The sequence below is a fragment of the Phreatobacter sp. GW821-FHT04C01 genome (genome assembly GCF_059420385.1).
The window spans coordinates 86,425-103,668 of sequence record NZ_JBWKTP010000003.1; the positions used below are offsets into that span (position 1 = coordinate 86,425).

Annotated in this window: 15 protein-coding genes; 3 read left to right on the forward strand and 12 right to left on the reverse strand. The window is 64.7% G+C overall.

Going from position 1 to position 17,244, the window contains the following annotated elements; genetic code table 11:
• Positions 1 to 59: 59 nt before the first annotated feature.
• The 9 genes from AC07WJ_RS12155 to AC07WJ_RS12195 form a co-directional block, all read right to left on the reverse strand.
• Entirely contained in the window at positions 60 to 2,216 is a 2,157-nt protein-coding gene (locus AC07WJ_RS12155) for an AfsR/SARP family transcriptional regulator (RefSeq protein WP_494934854.1), read from the reverse strand.
• 344 nt (positions 2,217 to 2,560) lie between these two features.
• Entirely contained in the window at positions 2,561 to 2,824 is a 264-nt protein-coding gene (locus AC07WJ_RS12160) for a hypothetical protein (protein WP_494934855.1), read from the reverse strand.
• Between the two features lie 271 nt (positions 2,825 to 3,095).
• On the reverse strand, positions 3,096 to 3,773 hold the full coding sequence (locus AC07WJ_RS12165; RefSeq protein WP_494934856.1) for a hypothetical protein: 678 nt from the start codon (positions 3,771 to 3,773) through the stop codon (positions 3,096 to 3,098).
• A 57-nt stretch (positions 3,774 to 3,830) separates the two neighbouring features.
• Positions 3,831 to 4,610, reverse strand: coding sequence for a YbaY family lipoprotein (locus AC07WJ_RS12170; protein WP_494934857.1), 780 nt, complete (start codon positions 4,608 to 4,610; stop codon positions 3,831 to 3,833).
• A gap of 161 nt (positions 4,611 to 4,771) precedes the next feature.
• A complete protein-coding gene (locus AC07WJ_RS12175; RefSeq protein ID WP_494934858.1) occupies positions 4,772 to 5,164 on the reverse strand; it encodes a helix-turn-helix domain-containing protein in 393 nt (130 codons plus the stop codon).
• A 213-nt stretch (positions 5,165 to 5,377) separates the two neighbouring features.
• The gene (locus AC07WJ_RS12180; protein WP_494934859.1) at positions 5,378 to 5,650 is read right to left on the reverse strand and encodes a hypothetical protein; all 273 of its coding nucleotides are present in this window, start codon (positions 5,648 to 5,650) and stop codon (positions 5,378 to 5,380) included.
• 44 nt (positions 5,651 to 5,694) lie between these two features.
• Positions 5,695 to 6,273, reverse strand: a complete 579-nt coding sequence (locus AC07WJ_RS12185) for an isochorismatase family protein (protein WP_494934860.1) — start codon at positions 6,271 to 6,273, stop codon at positions 5,695 to 5,697.
• A complete protein-coding gene (locus AC07WJ_RS12190; RefSeq protein WP_494935579.1) occupies positions 6,273 to 6,821 on the reverse strand; it encodes a GNAT family N-acetyltransferase in 549 nt (182 codons plus the stop codon). The genes AC07WJ_RS12185 and AC07WJ_RS12190 overlap by 1 nt, the downstream gene beginning before the upstream one ends.
• Positions 6,822 to 6,874: 53 nt before the next feature.
• Positions 6,875 to 7,474 (reverse strand): hypothetical protein, encoded by a 600-nt coding sequence (locus AC07WJ_RS12195; RefSeq protein ID WP_494934861.1) that lies wholly within the window; start codon positions 7,472 to 7,474, stop codon positions 6,875 to 6,877.
• Between the two features lie 59 nt (positions 7,475 to 7,533).
• Between AC07WJ_RS12195 and AC07WJ_RS12200 the strand changes: the two genes are divergently transcribed.
• Together AC07WJ_RS12200 and AC07WJ_RS12205 are read left to right on the forward strand one after the other, a co-directional pair.
• Positions 7,534 to 8,646: a LysR family transcriptional regulator gene (locus AC07WJ_RS12200; protein WP_494934862.1), complete on the forward strand. Its 1,113-nt coding sequence runs from the start codon at positions 7,534 to 7,536 to the stop codon at positions 8,644 to 8,646.
• A gap of 308 nt (positions 8,647 to 8,954) precedes the next feature.
• Complete coding sequence (locus tag AC07WJ_RS12205; protein ID WP_494934863.1) at positions 8,955 to 9,302, forward strand: low affinity iron permease family protein; 348 nt, start codon at positions 8,955 to 8,957, stop codon at positions 9,300 to 9,302.
• Between the two features lie 43 nt (positions 9,303 to 9,345).
• On the opposite strand, the gene AC07WJ_RS12210 is transcribed toward AC07WJ_RS12205, so the two are convergent.
• Positions 9,346 to 10,275, reverse strand: a complete 930-nt coding sequence (locus tag AC07WJ_RS12210) for a DMT family transporter (protein ID WP_494934864.1) — start codon at positions 10,273 to 10,275, stop codon at positions 9,346 to 9,348.
• A gap of 105 nt (positions 10,276 to 10,380) precedes the next feature.
• Here AC07WJ_RS12210 and AC07WJ_RS12215 point away from each other — a divergent pair, with 105 nt between their 5' ends.
• Positions 10,381 to 11,076: a helix-turn-helix transcriptional regulator gene (locus AC07WJ_RS12215; RefSeq protein WP_494934865.1), complete on the forward strand. Its 696-nt coding sequence runs from the start codon at positions 10,381 to 10,383 to the stop codon at positions 11,074 to 11,076.
• A 310-nt stretch (positions 11,077 to 11,386) separates the two neighbouring features.
• Here AC07WJ_RS12215 and AC07WJ_RS12220 read toward each other — a convergent pair whose 3' ends face one another.
• Positions 11,387 to 14,851: a DEAD/DEAH box helicase gene (locus tag AC07WJ_RS12220; protein WP_494934866.1), complete on the reverse strand. Its 3,465-nt coding sequence runs from the start codon at positions 14,849 to 14,851 to the stop codon at positions 11,387 to 11,389.
• A 380-nt stretch (positions 14,852 to 15,231) separates the two neighbouring features.
• A complete protein-coding gene (locus AC07WJ_RS12225; RefSeq protein WP_494934867.1) occupies positions 15,232 to 17,160 on the reverse strand; it encodes an ATP-binding protein in 1,929 nt (642 codons plus the stop codon).
• Positions 17,161 to 17,244: the final 84 nt, after the last annotated feature.

Consider the following 17,244-nt stretch of genomic DNA (forward strand, 5'->3'; position numbering starts at 1 on the left):
GTGCGATTCCGCGCGGCCAGCGATGTCGGGTTGGCCCGCACGGAGGCCTTGCGCCCCGACTAGCGCGGATCGGCAATTCCGGCGTCCTCGCGCGCCTGCCGAAACGCCGCGACATAGCGGTCGCGTCCAAGGATGAAATCGGCCGCCGGACCATGCGGACCTGGATTGGCTCGCAGTTCCATGATCGCGGGCGTGTATCGCGGATCGAGCTTGCTGGCTTCGATCGCCGCGAGAGATGCCTCCTCGCGCCGGCCCGCCATGTGGAAGGCCGAGGCCGTCAAGGCGTGGATGCGCGCCACGTGCGGATTGGCGGTCTTGGCAAGGGCAAGATATTTCAGTGCTTCATCGGTCACGCCGTTGATCAATGCGACCTGGCCAGCGAGATAGGCCGCATCGACTGTTCCGAGATTGATCTCTTCCGGATCCACAAGCCTGTGGAATGCCGCAAGAGCAAGGGCCGTTCCGCCGGTCATGGCCTGGATATGCGCCCGCTGGACCGCGGCGCCCCAGTGCGCCGGATCGACCTGAAGCGTTGCCTCGAGTTGCGCCTTTGCGCTTGCGAGGTCGCCCCGCAGCTTGGCCAGGACGGCCGATTGAAACATGAGATCCGCGGCGCGGGGCCGAGCGGCTCTCACCGGCTGCAGCAAGGCGTCGGCTCGGTCGATGTCCTGGGCCCTATCGGGGCTTTGGTCTCGGCCAGCGCGCGCCAGCAGAAAGTTCGCATAGGCCAGCCGCAGTTCGACGAGATCCGGGGTTCGTTTGATCGCCTCGCCCCAAAGAGCATCTTCATTGGCCTGGCGTGGGCCAAATTGCGCCGTCAGATGGGCCAGGCGGGCATTCCACAGGGGACCGTCACGGTCGACGGCCTTCGCATCCTGTTGTTGGCCGGCGCGATGTCGCGTGATCTCAAAGATCGACGACCAATAGACGAGCCGGTTCAGCCTGTCCCAATCGGGTTCGCCGCCTTGAACCTTCGCCAGCGCCAGGGGCTGGGCCCACAGGCTCCGGCCGGTCCCGCCGTCCCAGATATGGAGAAAGGCCCGTTGCGCGTTGATGGGCGCCATCGTCACCTGAATGACGTAGCGCACCCGCAACGTGCGGGCGACTTCGGCCACCGGCCGGTTGGCCAAGGCGCCGGAAGCGTCGGCCACTGTGAACAAGGGCCCGCGGGTAAAGGTCCTGACGGCACGTTGGTGCAGTCGCACCAGGGCCTCGGCCAGAGGCGGGGAGTCCGATTCATCGCGAAACGGCAGAAGCGCGATCGATACCTTTCCATCGTGCTCCCCGACATATCCGATCGGTTCCGGTAGGCGCATCCGGGCAAGGAGCCCGGCGGCACCGATCCCGATCGTCATGGCAAGCAAAGCCAGCGCCCCGAAAATGGCGATGCGCTTTCTGGGCCGGCCCGTCGCCACCGGCGCCTCCTGCGCGGGGCTGAGAGTGCCGGACGCCATTGTGTCCTCGGCTCGCGTTTCCGCAAGACGCTCGACGCTGCCGCTCTTGTCGCGAAGCCCATCGACCAAACGGAGGGTTTGAGCTTCCGGACGGGTCGCCAATTCATCCCGCAGGAGAAGCCGGAAGGTCTCGAACCGTGCCATTGCCGATGCGCGGCCGGCGACCTTTGCCTCCAGCGCGATCACGAGGCGATGCGTTTCCTCGCGAAGGGGATCGAGAGCGTGGAGCGCCAAGGCGAACGCGAGGCCCTCCTGCCAATCGTTCGCTTCGTCCAGGCGCCTGACCAGGCGATCGAAGACGGCGACCGCCAGGTGATGTGCCGCCGCCCTCTGCTCCCGAAGCCACTGCTCGATCTGGCCGCCCCGCGCGTCCAGATCCAGCCCGAAATCGCCTCGCCAGCATTTTGCGGCCGATGCGAGTGCGTCCACCTGGTCCAGTTTGAGAGCAGCGCTGAGCTCGTCGAGATCGACGTTGATCCGACCTCGGTCGAGGCCAATGAGCCCATCGCGAACGATCAATGCGGCGTCGGCCGTTCCCAAGGCGCGCTTGAGAGCACTCAATTCTTGTCTCAGGCTATGTCGGCTGCGGTCCTCGTCGCCGTCCCAAAGCAGCGTGGCCGCCAGCGCACGTGGAATCTGCTTCTCGGGCGAGGCGGCGATCAGGGCGAGCAGCAGCCGTGCTTTCCGCGACGGAAGCGAAAGCAATGCGCTGGACTCGTCGTCGATGATCTCGAATGTGCCGAGAAGGCGTAGCTTGAGCATGTCCTAAACGGGGTTGGACGACACGGAATCTGCCTGGCCCGATGGATGTTCCAGGCCAATTCGTATTGCATGGGCATTCGGTCCACCAGTCTAGCCCACGCCATGAAGCACGAACGCGGGAGATTCGTGTTTCTGCTCCGCGATTCGGGAGACCCTCTGTCCCGGTGCTCCGAGAACATCGGCGCCCATCACGCGATCGATCTTCCGGAGCGCGGAAGCAAGGATCGTCCGGACCGGGCGCAGGGCACGTCAGGATGGCATCGGCGATGACGGCGTCCAGTGAGAACGGGCGAAAGGAAGGGGAGACAGGTGTGTGCCACCACGAGCCTGCTTCTCTTGAAGCCTCAATCCGGCGTGCGGTCCCAGTTCTTCTCCCAACGCGGCAGGCGTTCGCGGGCGATGGCGATCAGGCGCTCGATCAGTTCGGCGGCGACCGGGGGATGGGCCGATACCAGCAATTGGCTCGAATTCTCGAAGCAGCGCACCCCCGCGACGATATCGGGCGGCTCCGCCGAGAGATCGAGCAGTTCGACCGCATAGGCGCTGATGTCGAGGCGGTAGATCTCGCTGATCTCGTAGCGCCGTCCGGCGTGATCGAAACTGGCCATCCGCATTCCCCCAGGGGCTCTCGCCCATCCTGCTGCACGGGCGGAAAAAGTCGAGCCGCGGCCTGCGAAACGGGCCGCGACGGAACCGGAACCCCCTGACCGGGTTGAGCCGTCAATGGAGGGACCCATGGCGCGCATCGACCCCGCATTCATCGCCTTCATGATGCTGGCCGCATTCGTCGCGGCCTACGTGGTGCCGCTGCATCCGTAGCACCGGCGGACCCGGACTGCCGGAGCGCGCATCCGCGCCGGCCCGGTCGCCAGATCCAGGTCAGTCCTGATCCAGCCGCGTATCGGGCGGCAGGCGGACGCGCCCGGCCCAGACATGGTCGTGGTGTTGGTCCCAGCTCGAATAGAGCAGCAGGTCCTTGCCCTCCGCGCCGTCGTGGAACAGGGCCCAGCCGCCCACGTCGCCTTCCAGGCTGCTGGTGATCCAGACGAACGCGCCTTCGCGTTCGACCGAGCGGTCGCGGAACAGCAGGCAGTCCCAGAAGCCGGCCGGCAGCGGCCCATGCGTCAACGGCCCGTTCATGAGGTCGTGAACGGTCGTCACCGCCTCCACGGCGACGGTCGCGACGCCCTGCCGGTCGTTCACAAGCGCGCCGTCGACGAGGCGGCAGCGCACCAGGGCGATGGCGTGGATATCGGCGCCGATGCCCTCATAGATGCCGTTCAGCGCGATCAGCGGCGGCTCGTAGAGGCAATGGAAAGTCTCGCCGATGCGGGCGGCGAAGGGCTGGCCGACCTTGAGGTAATAGGGGCCGCCGGCCGCGGGCGGCTGTTCCAGCAGCGCCACCGGCAGGCCGGGCCCGAGGCCCGCCGATGCCTGCGAGGCGTGCCACTGCGTCGCCATGTCCGAATAGCCGGCGAGCCTTGCCCAAGGCTGAGCCTCCAGCACCGGAGGCTGCCCCGGCTCGCCGCAAACGCATCGGAATGCGAATTCAGGCATGGCGCCGCTATCCCTGGTCGCTTTCCGGGCCGGGGCGGGATCGCTCCGGGACCGGGGTCACATCCTCGCCAGCACCATCACCACCGTCCCGCCGGCACCGGTGAGGACGAGCTTCTGGCGCAGCGGGTCGATGCGCCAGCTCCGTGCCGCTTCGAGCGCGGTGAGGAATTTGTGTTCCTGGTTCATCGCCGCCGGGGTGCAGGCCATCTGGGTCGAGATCAGCCGGCCGAAGGAAATGGTCGTGCCGGTCACGCTGGCGCGGCCGCCGATCCGGTTGCAGCCGCCGGTGCCGGAAACCTGCCCGTCGGCGCCGATCTCCAGCACCGATTGCAGCCGGTCGATGACGCCGCCGCCCTGGATGTCCTCGGCGAGCCAGCGGCCGGCCAGGCCCGGCTGGCGCGGCGCCTCGCCCTGGCCGCTGACGCGCTCGACGCGGATGTCGGTGCGGTTCGGCCCGCCGGCGAAGACCGTGTGGCGGGTGGTGTTGATGAACAGCAGCCGGTCGCCGTCGGTGATGCGGGCCTGCAGCGCGTAGCTGCGCCGTGGCTGGATCTGCGCGCGGTCGAAACGCAGCGTGTAGCGGATCGGGTTGCGCGGGCCGGCGGCGATGCGGGTTTCGGCGATGGTGCGCGCCGGCGCGTCCGCCAGGGACACGTCGAGGAGCTTGACCTCGACCACGGTGGTCCGCGGCAGGGCGATGCGCTCGCGATAGGCCACCGTGCCGCGCAGCGTCATGGTCGCCGCCGCGGCTTCGCCTGATGGCGTCAAAAGTGCCAGGCCGGCGAATGCGGTGAAGCCGCGCCTGGAGATCTTGCCGATATCGGTCTTGTGGCTCACGGGTGAGGCTCCTTTTCGAACGGCTCAGGGATAGTAGCCGCCGAAACCCGCCATCCTCAATCACCCCCTTCGGCGGCGTTCCACGCGGCGGCCTCGCCATGCTCCCCTATCGGGATCGTCCGGGCGCCCCCGCGACGCGGCGCGGCAACCGCCGGTCCGGCTCAATTGGCCGGCGCGCGCGCGATGCTCTCGGCGATGGTGACCAGTGACCGGCGCACCGCCGGGTCCTCGATCAGCGCATAGGCTTGCAGCAGCTGGATGGCGCCCGGCACGATCAGCAGCGCGCCCGGTGTCGGCAGCAGGTCCTCGGCCATTTCGGTTTCGTTCGGTGCGTCCTCGAAGAAGAACGACACGGGCACCCCGAGAATGCCGGACATCTGCATCAGGCGGCTCGCGCCAATGCGGTTGACGCCTTTTTCGTATTTCTGCACTTGCTGGAAGGTCAGGCCCAGTCGCTCGCCGAGTTTCTCCTGGCTGATCCCGAGCATCATGCGCCGCATGCGTACGCGCATCCCGACGTGCCGGTCGATCGGGTTCGGATTCTTGACCGACATTATGCCTCCTCGAACCTCTCGCCGGTGTGCTTTCGATGGCGCCAGCGCGCGAAGGCGCCCCCACGCCTCGAAAGCATCGATACCGGCTTCTTCGGAATTGAACGCAACACATGCTCGGAACTATCAGGCATTTATTGCGATATTTCGCGGGGTCCACAAGTCGCAGCAGGCGAGGTAAATCCTCCGGGAACGGCATTTGCGCGATTTGAGCCGTCACGAGTGCCGTTTGGCAACACTCAGCCGGATATGGCCGTCGGCACCGTAATCGACGCTGAGATGTTCCGGCGCCTGGACCGTGCCGAGAAAGGCCTGCAGGCGCGACAGCGCCTGTTCCGGCATGGCGAGAATGCCGCGCATCAATTCCACGAGGCCCGGTTCCTGGCTCCAATAGACCAGCTCGCGCAACCGGGTCACATCGAAAGTGTCGTCCAGGACGATCAGCTCGTCCGGCGGCGATCGATAAGGGGATCGTTTCGACGTCGACATTGGGGTCTCCCATTGCAGCGGGTTCGGCCCTGTCCCGGGCCAGTTCATCCGACGGCCGCGAGGGCCTGTTCTTCGGTCCTGATCTCGGCGAAACGCGCGACCAGCCCGATCAGCGTCGCGAGATAGGTTTTTTGGTCGGTCTCGCCATGCGGGCCGCCGCCGGCCACCGCATCGCTGATGCAGGTCAGTTTCTGGCCGCGATGAAATCCTTCGATCGTGGTCGAAAGGATGGTCTCCTCCAGCGAGAAGCCCATGACGAAGCAGTTCAGCGGGCCGACATTGGCCAGGTAATCGGCGAAGCGCGGCGAGCTATAGGCCGAGGGCAGCGGGTGCTCGAACACCAGTTCGCCCGGCCGCGGCCGCCATTCCGGGATCCAGTCGGTCAGGCTGCTGGCCGGATTGAACCAGGCGGCGCGCGCCACCCGTTTCAGATGGGCGATCGGCCACAGCCCGTCGCGCCAGGCCGCCAGCAGGCGCCCGCAGGACTCGAGCGCGGCCGCGCTGTCGCGCATGGCATGGGCCCGGCCGGCCGCCACATATTCCTGCTGCAGGTCGCAGCAGATCAGCAGCGGCGCCGGCTGGCACAGGCGGTCGGCGGCGGAAGCGAAGGATCCGGCCGGCACTAGACCGCCACCTTCAGGTCGCGCAGCGGGCTCGACGCCTGCCGGCTGGCCGAGCGCTCCAGCACGCCCGCCTGGTCCCACTGCCCCTCCGGGCGAATGATCACATAGGGGTCGCTGTCGATGGTGATGGCATTGGGATCGGCCGGCAGCTCCAGCACCATCTCGGTATAGCTGAAATCCGAGAACACGATCTTGCGGTTGTGCTGCAGCGGCCTGGCGCCGAAGCGCGCCCAGAAATCGACGAGGCGGTCCTGCGCCTGGCCGTAGATCCGCCGATAGCCCTTGCGCTTGAGGAAGCCGACGCATTCGCGCACCAGCCGGAACGCGACGGTGGACCGGCGGTAGCGATGGCGAACCGCGAGCCGCTCGACCTTGGCGAAATCGGCGAAGAAACGCGCCCGAAGGCAGGCCACCGGTTCTTCGCCGATGAAGCCGATGAAATGGGCGGCGACCAGGTCGTTGCCGTCGAACTCTTCCTCATAGGGACAGTCCTGCTCGGCCAGATAGACCGCCGAACGGATGGCGGTGACCAGCATGAGATCCTGCATAGTGCGGGCGATGCGGATCGTGATGGCCTTGCCGGCCGGCCCGGCTTCGGCGCTCACGACCGGCCCCCGATCGACGCCGCGCCGCCGGGCCGGTTGACGAGCCGGCGATAGATCCACAGGTCGGGCTGAAAGCTCGGCGTGCGCGTGAAGCCGACCTGGCGCAGCAGTCGCCCGCCGTCATCCGTTGCCGGCTGCGCGTAATAGTCGGCGCCGGCAAAGGGCTGGCGCATCATCTCGACCGCGACATCGGCGATGCCGGCCGCCGCCCGCCCCCGCGCCGCGAGCGCCCAGACATAGAGCGCGGCCGGGGTCTCGGCGGGGCCGGCGAGCAAAGCGAGGTCGGGATCGGCGAAATTCAGGGTGCCGAGCAACAGGTGCTCGAGGCCGTGCGCATTGAGATAGAGAAAGGCGATGCCGCCGCGGATCCGGCCGCCGGCGCGGAACGGAAAGATCGACGGCGCCTGGTGCCGGTAGACCCGCTCGACCACGTCATTGCCGATCCGGATCGCCGCGATCGACTGCCGCGCGAGGTCGGCCATGGCGGGAAGCTCGTCATAGCTCGCCGGCGAAGCATCGACCAGCCGCGCCGGGCTCAGCAGATCCAGCGAATGGCGCGGCAAAATCGTACCACTATCGTGAGCATCGGCAGGCATCTACAATCTCCCCGACAGGCATGACCGATCGTTAAGCTAGTCTTGGGGAGGCGGGCGCGATGCAGGAGAAAACGCAGCGGGCTGCTGCGGCGGCGCAGCGCCAAAAGCCGGTCGAGCCGATCACCGCCCCGTCCATCGCGGCTGGATCGATCGCGGCTGGATCGATCACGGCGTCCTGGAGCGACCTGAAGATCTTCCTGGTCTGCGTCGATCACCGCAGCTTCCGCAAGGCCGCCCAGGTCCTGGGCATGACCGATACGACCGCCATGCGCCGCATCGACCGCCTGGAGCAGGCGCTCGGCTTCGCCTTGTTCGTGCGCCACCAGGCCGGCCTGCAACTGACCGACGAGGGCCGCACCATCCTGGACGACGCCCGCAAGATGGAGCGGCTGAGCTTCGACATCTTCCGCCGCGCCGCCCATGCCGCCGGCCCCGACCCGCAAGGCGTCGTGCGGCTGGCCGTGACCGAGGGGGTGGGAACCTATTGGGTCCTGCCCAAGCTCATCGATTTCCAGGCGACCTATCGCCGGCTGACGGTGGATCTGCGCTGCGCCATGGAACCGGCCGATGTCGGCCGGCTGGAGGCCGATATCGCCATCCAGTTCGCGCCGCCCGACAATCCCGACCTGATCATCGCCAGGCTCGGCCGGTTGCATGTCTATCCCTTCGTTTCCGAAACCTATGCCCGCGATTTCGGCCTGCCGGCCTCGATCGCCGAGCTGCGCCAGCACCGGATCATCCAGCAGGTCGCGCCACAGCTCGACGAAGCCGCCTATTCACGGGCGCTCGGCGTCGACAGCCTCGCCGGCATCGTCGGCATCCGCACCAATTCCTCGACCGCGACGCTTTATGCCGTCGAGCGCGGCGTCGGCGCCGGCATGCTGCCGACCTGCTCGATCGCGCTCGGCGCCCGCCTCGTGCCCGTCGATGTCGGCATCCGCCACCACATGGATCTCTGGCTGACCTATCACCCCGACCTGAAGCGTTCGGAAAAGCACATGCTGGTGGTCAACTGGCTGAAGCGCATTTTCGACCCCTCGCTTTATGCCTGTTTCAAGGACGAGTTCATCCATCCGCGCGACCTGGTGCCGCGCATGGCCGATGCCGCCAAGGCGATGGGCCTCGGCGGCTACGCGGCGCCGGCGCCGTTCCCCGGCGCGGATTTCGGCTGAGGCTCCGGCGAGTGTTCCGTCGCGACGATTTTGGCTCTTTGACCGGATCAATCACGCGACGTCCTCTCACGATTTTCGATAGTGGAGAGCTGAATTCGTGGATGGCCGGGACAAGCCCGGCCAAGACGGAAAGAGCGCGGCAATCGCGGCTTGGCACCACGTCCCTATGCTCGCCCCCTTCGTCTTGCCCGGGCTTGTCCCGGGCATCCACGCATTGATCCGCTCGCGGCCATCGCACCATCATAATCCACCGTTCAGCGCCAAGAGGTCGCCAGGGAACCTCCTGACAGTCGCCACGTTGGCCTGACATGACCGACCACCCGATCGGACGCCTGTTCACCACGCTCGGCACGATGACGGCGCGCCCCGGCGCCTTCGCCATTGTCGGGCTTTATGCCGCGGCCTGGCTGATCCTGTCGCCGGGCACGCTGGAATGGCACGGGGTGGCGACACTCGCCACCTGGGCGATGACGCTGCTGATCCAGCGCGCCGAACATCGCGACACCCAGGCGATCCAGGCCAAGCTCGACGAATTGCTGCGCGCCGGCCGCGGCACGCCCCATGCGCTGACCCGGCTCGACGATGAGGAGCCCGAGGTGATCGAGGCTCATCGCGACCGCGCCCGCAGCGCCGACGGCGATCGAAGCCCGGGCTGAGCCGCCGCCCGATGCGGCCACCGGCGAAGCGCCTCCGGCCCGTTCAGGCCTGCCGCGCCCGGACAACGGGCCTTGCGCTGCCGGCGCCGGCGGCGATGTCGACCAGTACCGCGACCAGCACGACGGCGCCGCCGAGCCAGGCCGCGCGGGGCGGCAGCTGGCCGAGCGCCAGCCAGGCCCAGAACGGCGCAAGCGGCAGTTCGAGATTGCCGATGAGCGCCGCCCGCGCCGCCGCGATCCGGCGGCTGCCCAGCGTCAGCAGAAGCAGGCCGAGGCCGAACAGGATGCCGAACAGGGCGAGCGCGAGAAATTCCGGCCCGGTGACCCCGGCCGGATCCGCCGCCGGCGCCACCACCAGCATGCAGGCGAAAGCCGACAGGCCGGCCGCCGGCAGCATCGAGACCTCCCGGTGACGCCGGATGATCACCATCATGGTGGCGATCAGCGTGGTCATGGCGAGCGCCAGCAGGTTGCCGGTCAGATGCCCGGCCGCCGGAGCCGCCTGGACCATGGCCATGACGCCGATGAGGGCGAGGAGGCTTGCGCCGAGCGTCGTGCGGCCGGGCCGCTCGCCGGTCCAGGCCCAAGTCGCCACCGCGGCGATGAAGGGCGCGGTGGCATAGATCACCGTCACTTCGGCGACGCTGCTCTGCCTGAGCGCGAACAGGAAGCAGATCGTGCCGGCGGTCGAGCAGGCGGCGACGGCGAGGCCGGGCAAGCCGATCCGCCGCACCATGCCGGCGAGCGCCGCGCCGTGGCTCCAGGCGAGGAAGCCGCCGATGACCAGGCCGCCAAAGGCGCTGCGCCAGAACAGCATGGTCCAGATATCGGTCGGCAGCAGGCCGGTGAACAGCCCGGCGCTGCTGAAGGCCGCCGCCGATGCCGCGATCATGACGACGCCCGGCCAGCCCCGGTCGGCCTCCTCGGGTCCCGCCTGCGGGGCCGTGTTGCCGGGTTCGCCTGCCGCTGCCATGCTGTCTCTCCCGCCGTTTCGACACGACCGGACCGGACGCTAGGCCCCGGCGACTGACAGCGTTGTGTCAGGAGTGTCGGGTGGCATGACGGGGAGGAGAAGGCCGTGCGGCGGGCCGACCGGTTGTTCGACATCATCCAGAGCCTGCGTGTCGCCAGCCGTCCGATGACGGCGGCCATGCTGGCCGAGCATCTCGAGGTCAATATCCGCACCGTCTATCGCGACATCGCCGCCCTGCAGGCGCGCCGCATCCCGATCGAGGGCGCCTCGGGCATCGGCTATGTGCTGCGCCGGGGGTTCGACCTGCCGCCGCTGATGTTCACCGCCGACGAGATCGACGCGATCGCGGTGGGCGCGCGGCTGGTGCGCCGGCTGCGCGACCCCGGCCTCCAGGAGGCGGCCGACGCGGTGCTCGCCAAGATCGCCACGATCCTGCCCGACGCGCTGCGCCCCGGCGTCGTCTCCGCCCCCTTCCACGTCTCCGACGGCAGCGCCGAGACCCCCGAGGGCATCGATCTCTCCGATATCAGGCGCGCCATCCGCGAGACCCGCAAGCTCCGGATCACCTATGCCGACGTCAAGGGCCAGCGCAGCCACCGCACCATCTGGCCCATCGCCATGGCCTATTACGTCGACGTCACCGTCATCGGCGCCTGGTGCGAACTGCGCGCCGACTATCGGCATTTCCGCGTCGAGCGGATCGTCACGTCGAGCCTGCTGGACGAGAGGTTTTCGACCGAGGGCGGCAGGTTGAGGGAGGGGTGGTTTGCGTTGCAGGGGAGGGGCGAGGGGGTGGGGTAAGGGGTAGGGGATCGGATCGCGGGCCCGCCGGGGCGCGTGGGCGCGCAGGATGGGGGTCGCTCTTCGTCTCGTGGATGGGAGCTGGCTCCTGGCGCCAGAAGCGGAGGCTAGGCGTTTGCCCAACGGCGAACATTTGTAATTTGCATGTGCGATGACCGTTGGTCACCCAATCTCGGGCACGCCAGAAACTAGCATAGCGCCGCGATCAGATTTAAAGTGACGGACGCTACTCGCATGAGTCGAAGTTGCCGAGGCGACATCGTAGGCGAAGGACAGCAACGGTTGCGGTCGGATGAGAGCCATTTCACGACTAAGGTGAGCAGTAGATCTTCATGCCGACATTCGCTCGGGCAGCTGAAGTCTGTAGCGATGCGAGATAGTAGACCATCTGGCGTGACTGGGGGGATGGCTCGCTCTTCCTCAGATCTCTTAGTAGTTTTTTGCGCTCAAGGATGCGCCCAGCAACTATCCAAATTTCGCGGCTGTACCGAACTGAGCGCGTTGCATCGCGGACTTTCGCCCAGATATTTTTGGCCGAAGTAGTTCCGCGCACGATGCGGCGCGTGAGCCTCCCCGCGTCGATCGTGACTGGAGTTTTCCAGATCGAGACACGATCGGGTATCTCGTTGACCTGCGTCAGGAACGCGAGACTCGCCTGGGCTTGGCGTCCGACAGCCTGAACTGAATTCAAACTCAGCTTGGTGTCGCCAACTTTGGCATGGATAAGCACCACACGGCTCTGAGTCTCGTCGACGCAGATGAAGTCACAAAGTTCTGTCCCACCGTCGTCACAGATCACGATGTCGAATTCATCGAGGAGGTCGGCGAAGGCAGCGTCATGTTTTCGGATGGCATCAACCTGACTATTGTTGGCGGCGCCATGCGCCGCGTAGCCAAATTGTGCATAGAATCCACCGAAAACACTCTTTGCCGTCCAATCTTCAATGCTTGACGCCGCGCTACCCTTTTCCGATTCGACATGACTAAGCCATGCTAAGGCCGTGATGAACTCTAGAGGGCCGCCGACATTATCTTTTGCGATTTCTTCGACGCTCATGATCGGCCGATAGAAATGCCGCTGCGCGTAGATGAGCGATGCGTCAACAGGTAGGACGCGGAATGTTTGTAGCTTGGTCAGCATTCCTGAGAGTAGTTGCGGCTTCTCGCGCTTTGTTACATTGCGCTTGACTAGATAGGCATCGAGCGCTGGAAGCTCGACGATGTAGCGACCCCGTTTGCGAACCGAGCCGGTCACATCGTATTTCAGCTTGCCACCAAATGTCTGCCCGTCGATTTCGATCGAGAAAGCCCCGTCGCTAGCCACATCGAGGCATCTGTCCGCCTCTGCAAGAGATCTTGTCCGAGCAAGATCCCAACCTGTTGGTGCATCACTGCCATCCTCACCGATCAGGTCAGCAAAATCAAAGAGAACGTTCAGTGGTATCGCCTTGCTTCCCGAGGGGGCGGGTGACGCTTGCGCGAAGCGACTGAAGGCGCGACTTGGGGCGATAGCGGAATCCAGCTGTTGGGCAACGGTGGTGATCCACTCGACGTACTCGGCCACAGGGACATACTGTCCCGTGGCGTCCGAGACAGATGCTCGCTGAAGCGAAAGATAACGCCCCAGAGTCGTGCCATCGGGCTTCTTGAACTGTGCCCGCACAGACGTCGCCGCCTGCATGCCCTGAGCCAGATCGAAGAAACTCGTGCCGAAGTCCCTCATCCGAGCGGTGACAGAACGAATGCCCATATCCGAGATGTCGAGGCTGATCGCCGATGCGACGGTAACTCGCGAGCTCTCTCCAGTTGCCGAGATAGGCACAAGTCGTTGCATACACTCAGGCTCTTCAGCCGCAAGCCCAAGTCGTTCCGGATCGACGACGATAGCTTCAGTGTCGAGCAAAAACATACGTTCGCCAATTTCGACTAACACCATGGCGCCCAACGTCCAAGTCGGCATCGCACGACTGACAAGCAAAGGCGAGTTGCCCCATTGAACGTATGTAATGAGGCGGAGATTTTTGGGATCATCTGCCGCGATTGGTCTCACCAGGGTTATGTCGTGACGATCTTCGAGGCCCATGGCCAATGCTGACGCGCTCGCAATCTCGTCGAGTGTCTGTTTCCTCGTCTTACGCATGACGAGGGCGCGACATGGGAGTTGGATGTCGCGAAACGATACGGGTTCTGCGGAACTGTCGAAGCGGTCCCGGAAGTCGCCAGCGATGTACTGCACCGACGGAGACGCGGCCTTCAGCGTCTCAAAAAAATGAACCTCTCGATGAAGTGCATTGGATGGGTCCGCGTCGAATCGAGCCTCATAGCCGAGATAGCGTTTGAAGCGCACTCCGAGATCTATTCCAAGCTCGTCCCGGCCCATGATCAATGCCGTTTCAATGTGACTACGTGTGCCGTAACGCAAAACTCGCCCGATCTGTTGAACGACCGCGCGGCTTGTAGAGAATTCTTCGAATATGGCGACCCCACCGAAGCGACTGTCGTCGACGCCTTCAAGCAACTTCCATTGGTGCAGCCAGAAGCGCACCCCCTGTGTATCAGGCGCGGCCATTGCCTCTGTGACGCTGGGAAACCGCAGCTCCTTGGAGTTGGCCTTCTTCTCTTTGTGATGGATCAAAACACTTTTCTGCTTCAGCGAGGCCAGTTCCTGGCGTAGGGCAACGAGGCTATCGTACGTATCGGCGCGCACGATCACCCGTGCGTCCTCTGGCCGTTTGGCTTTTATGCTCCTCTCGACCTCGGCGCCAAATCGGATTAGGCGTTCGGCAAAGCTTTCGCTTGGCGCCGCGCCAGGATCACTCACCTGGATATTTACCGCGCGAATGAGTTGCTTTTCGGCAGCTTCTTCAAAGGAAAGACTGAACGCAAACCGCCCATCGATGTTGAAGTATCGAAAGTCGTTGCGGTAAGGCGTAGCGCTAAAAAGTACCGTTGGCCGTCCGAGGTTGCGAATGCATTGCGACCAGATATAGGCTGGCTCGTAGTGGCTTTCGTCGACGATCACAAGGTCAAACCCTTCCAGCATCTTGACCAAGCTTACCCGCGCTACCTCATCCGACGGGCCCGTTTCATCCGCATCGGGCGGCACTTCGTCCACACCAACGGGGCGTCGGCCAGTAAGACGATGTGCTGGTCGATCGGGTCGAAGGATTTGTTCGAGGGCCGCGAACGTGCCGACCATGACTATGCGCTCGCTGGCTAGTGCCGACAGTTTTCCTACATCATGGGGCAGTAGCCGGAACACCGGGCTGTTCGCGGACCGAACACTGGGGTCAGGATCTTTGTCATTTCGCGGCCTAACGAGCTCTCCATCATAGATGAGGTTGAATCGCCCCCAAAGCCGCGTATGAAGGTCGACGACCATTTGGTCGACGAGAGCCCTCCGTGGTGTAATAACAAGGACACGTTTTATGTTGGGGATAGCGCACGCGAGTGTCGCTATTACGCCGGTCTTGCCCGTGCCGGTCGGCATCTTTACCAATGCGGCCCCGGCGGCCGACGGATCCGCCTTGCGGGCTGCGAGATAGGCGAGTGACAGCCCGATGGCGCGACGCTGCGGCGCCCACAAACCATTACTCGGGACATAACGATTCTGAGCGACAGCCGCTTTCCAATATTCTTGAGATTGAAGCGGCTCAATAAGTTTATCGAAAGTACGACGCGCGTCGTCGGTTATTGCGTCGGCAAGGATCGAAACGCGCCCGCCCCGCCGATCAAAATTATCAGCGTCATCTGACATGAGGTCGGAAAGATCCATTCAATACCCCACCTATAAAGAGCGCCCGCATAACAACGTTGCCGTCAAACGTTTGGCACGATTTGCGAGGGGCGCGAAAGCCAAGTTCATCTGGGTTGATTGGTGCGGCTCCAAGGCCGCGGGCACCAGCCACTTCAATCACAAACAGGTGCCGAGCCGATTGCGTTGAGCGGCGTGGGCTCTAAGCCTTGGAGTTCCCAAGACGTCCGCCTTTTACGTGCTCCAGTGAAACTCTCACGGTCCAACCAATTTCCGGTGCCCACCCAGTTGAGCAATTCGCGGTAACTGCTAACTAGGCTCTTGCATGCGCCAGATAAGCGATGTGGGCTCTCTTGTGGAAAGGGGGGTGAAGCGCTCAGACCTCTGGCTCCGGTCCTCGATCATACCGGCTGCAGATCCAGACCTCGAGCGACGGGCGGTTGGGCGAACTGATCGACGTCAACGCCCTGGCCTTGCAGGAACGGAGCGTCCTTCAGGCGGGCATAGAGGTTCAACATGCGAGACTCCGCCCGCCGGATGAACGTATCGTAGGCGAGGGGGACAATCCGCGTAGAACCCTCCTCCCGGACGCGCTCGCGCGGGGCGAGCTTCGAGCCCATCACAAAGCAGGTCACCTTGGTGGATTCCTCGATCAGGCTCTGGTCGAGAAGCTCTGTGACGTATTTCCAGGCCTGATTTTTTTGGTCCATGCCGATCGAAATGCCGGGACGCTTTAGTTCGACGATGACCAAATGCTCAACGCCTTCGACTTCGTAGCCGTCGCCGTACTTTGGGCGGGCGAACAACCCAACACTGCCATCGTCGAGAATGACGAAGTCGGGGCGATTGAGGCTACCGCGCGCGTTGCTGCCCAGCAGCTTGCGGATGACCTCCGACATGCCGCGGTTGGAGGTGAACTCGATGCTCTCGAACTCGGGTCCGAATACCCAGAGGCTACGTTCGATTAGCGGCTGCAATTCGCGGACCTCGTCGGCGCGCTCGTCCCGCAGCTTCTCGTGTAGCTCGGCGATCAGCTTCAGGCGATTCTGGATCTCGTCGAGCGCCATCTTCGCCGTCGCGACGCTCCAGTCGCCGAGGATGGCGTCCAACTGGTCCAATTCGTTGGGCTTGAGGCGATGGAGCTTGTCGATCAGGCCGTAGCGTGAGCTGGAAACCTCAAGATTCGCGAGGATCCCGGCCACTTGCTCGACCTGCTCGCCGGAGATTCCGGGGCAGGTGTCGACAACGGCGTCGACGAACTCGTTCCAGCGTTCACGCGCCAAGGGCGGTGCGTGGCGGATGGTGTCGGAGAGCCGTTCGCGCACGGTCTCCTTGGTCTCGCTGCGGCGTTGGGCACCGTGGGCGAAAATCTCTTCGCGGATCCGGTCCTGGACCAGTGACTGGGTCTGCTGCCAAACTTCGTTGGCCGGGTGGAAACCACTCCAATCCGGCCGCACCGCATCGACCGCAGCTAGGAAGTCAGCGGTGACGATGAAGGTGAACCGCTTGGCCTCGCTCGTGCGGCCGTCAAGGATCCGGGTGTAGTCGCTGCCCAGCCATTTGCACTCTCCCACCAAGCGGTTGTTCACGTGCCAGGCGATGCCGTGCTGACGGGTTGTGCGGTCTGCGCGCTGGGCGTCGATCATCACGATCCGGGCCCGGCCGTGATCGGGCACCTCGACAAAGCTCTCCCGCAGGAAACCGTCGGGGATGTCGTCGAACGTAACCGGTACACCATCGACGACGACGGTGAAGTCCGGGTCAGTCAGGAACCGGGTTCCGAGGATTTCACGCACGGCCGCCGCGGTCGTCCGGGTTCGGGTGGCGTGGCTTGCGCGGATTTCCAGGCCGTGGCCGTCGGCCGCGCGATGCGAAACCTCTCGCCAGTCGAACGGCAAGGCCCCGCTGGTGCGCTTGACCCTGAACGTCACCTCCTCGCCGGCGGTGTGCGTGACCACGTCGTAAGGGTCGGAGAAGGCGAAGCCCGCAAGACGCCCCTGCCCGTTGCGGCCATAGGGGCGGCGCGGCTTGCTTCCCTTGAGTTCCGGCGGTGGCAAGGAGAACTCGCCCTCCGCTGCGACCCGATTATAGTTCAGGGTGCGCCAACGCTGGGCGAACTGCTCGCGAGTCAGGCCTTTGCCGTTGTCTCGGATCGAAAACGACCGGTCGCGCGTACCGTCTGGCCACCGAATCTCGACGCGGGTAGCGTAGGCGTCCCAGGCGTTGGCGACCAGCTCGACGAGGGCGACGGTCAGATCGCTGATGATGGCGCCCGCGTGCTTGTCGAGAAAGCGGTCGTCGAAAAGCGTCGGTTCTATTTCCATCGTCATTTGTGCAACCTGCAGACTATTCGCGTAGGTTGACTATACCGGCCAATCCTTGGTTGTCTCCACAGAAGACGCGGCGAGGAGCAG

Bases quoted from the DNA above. Each gene is read 5' to 3' on its own strand.
- AC07WJ_RS12190 (WP_494935579.1), bottom strand. From the start codon at position 6,821: ATGCAGGATCTCATGCTGGTCACCGCCATCCGTTCGGCGGTCTATCTG.
- AC07WJ_RS12205 (WP_494934863.1), top strand. From the start codon at position 8,955: ATGACCGACCACCCGATCGGACGCCTGTTCACCACGCTCGGCACGATG.
- AC07WJ_RS12225 (WP_494934867.1), bottom strand. From the start codon at position 17,160: ATGACGATGGAAATAGAACCGACGCTTTTCGACGACCGCTTTCTCGAC.
- AC07WJ_RS12180 (WP_494934859.1), bottom strand. From the start codon at position 5,650: ATGTCGACGTCGAAACGATCCCCTTATCGATCGCCGCCGGACGAGCTG.
- AC07WJ_RS12195 (WP_494934861.1), bottom strand. From the start codon at position 7,474: ATGCCTGCCGATGCTCACGATAGTGGTACGATTTTGCCGCGCCATTCG.
- AC07WJ_RS12220 (WP_494934866.1), bottom strand. From the start codon at position 14,851: ATGGATCTTTCCGACCTCATGTCAGATGACGCTGATAATTTTGATCGG.
- AC07WJ_RS12210 (WP_494934864.1), bottom strand. From the start codon at position 10,275: ATGGCAGCGGCAGGCGAACCCGGCAACACGGCCCCGCAGGCGGGACCC.
- AC07WJ_RS12200 (WP_494934862.1), top strand. From the start codon at position 7,534: ATGCAGGAGAAAACGCAGCGGGCTGCTGCGGCGGCGCAGCGCCAAAAG.
- AC07WJ_RS12175 (WP_494934858.1), bottom strand. From the start codon at position 5,164: ATGTCGGTCAAGAATCCGAACCCGATCGACCGGCACGTCGGGATGCGC.
- AC07WJ_RS12165 (WP_494934856.1), bottom strand. From the start codon at position 3,773: ATGCCTGAATTCGCATTCCGATGCGTTTGCGGCGAGCCGGGGCAGCCT.
- AC07WJ_RS12155 (WP_494934854.1), bottom strand. From the start codon at position 2,216: ATGCTCAAGCTACGCCTTCTCGGCACATTCGAGATCATCGACGACGAG.
- AC07WJ_RS12160 (WP_494934855.1), bottom strand. From the start codon at position 2,824: ATGGCCAGTTTCGATCACGCCGGACGGCGCTACGAGATCAGCGAGATC.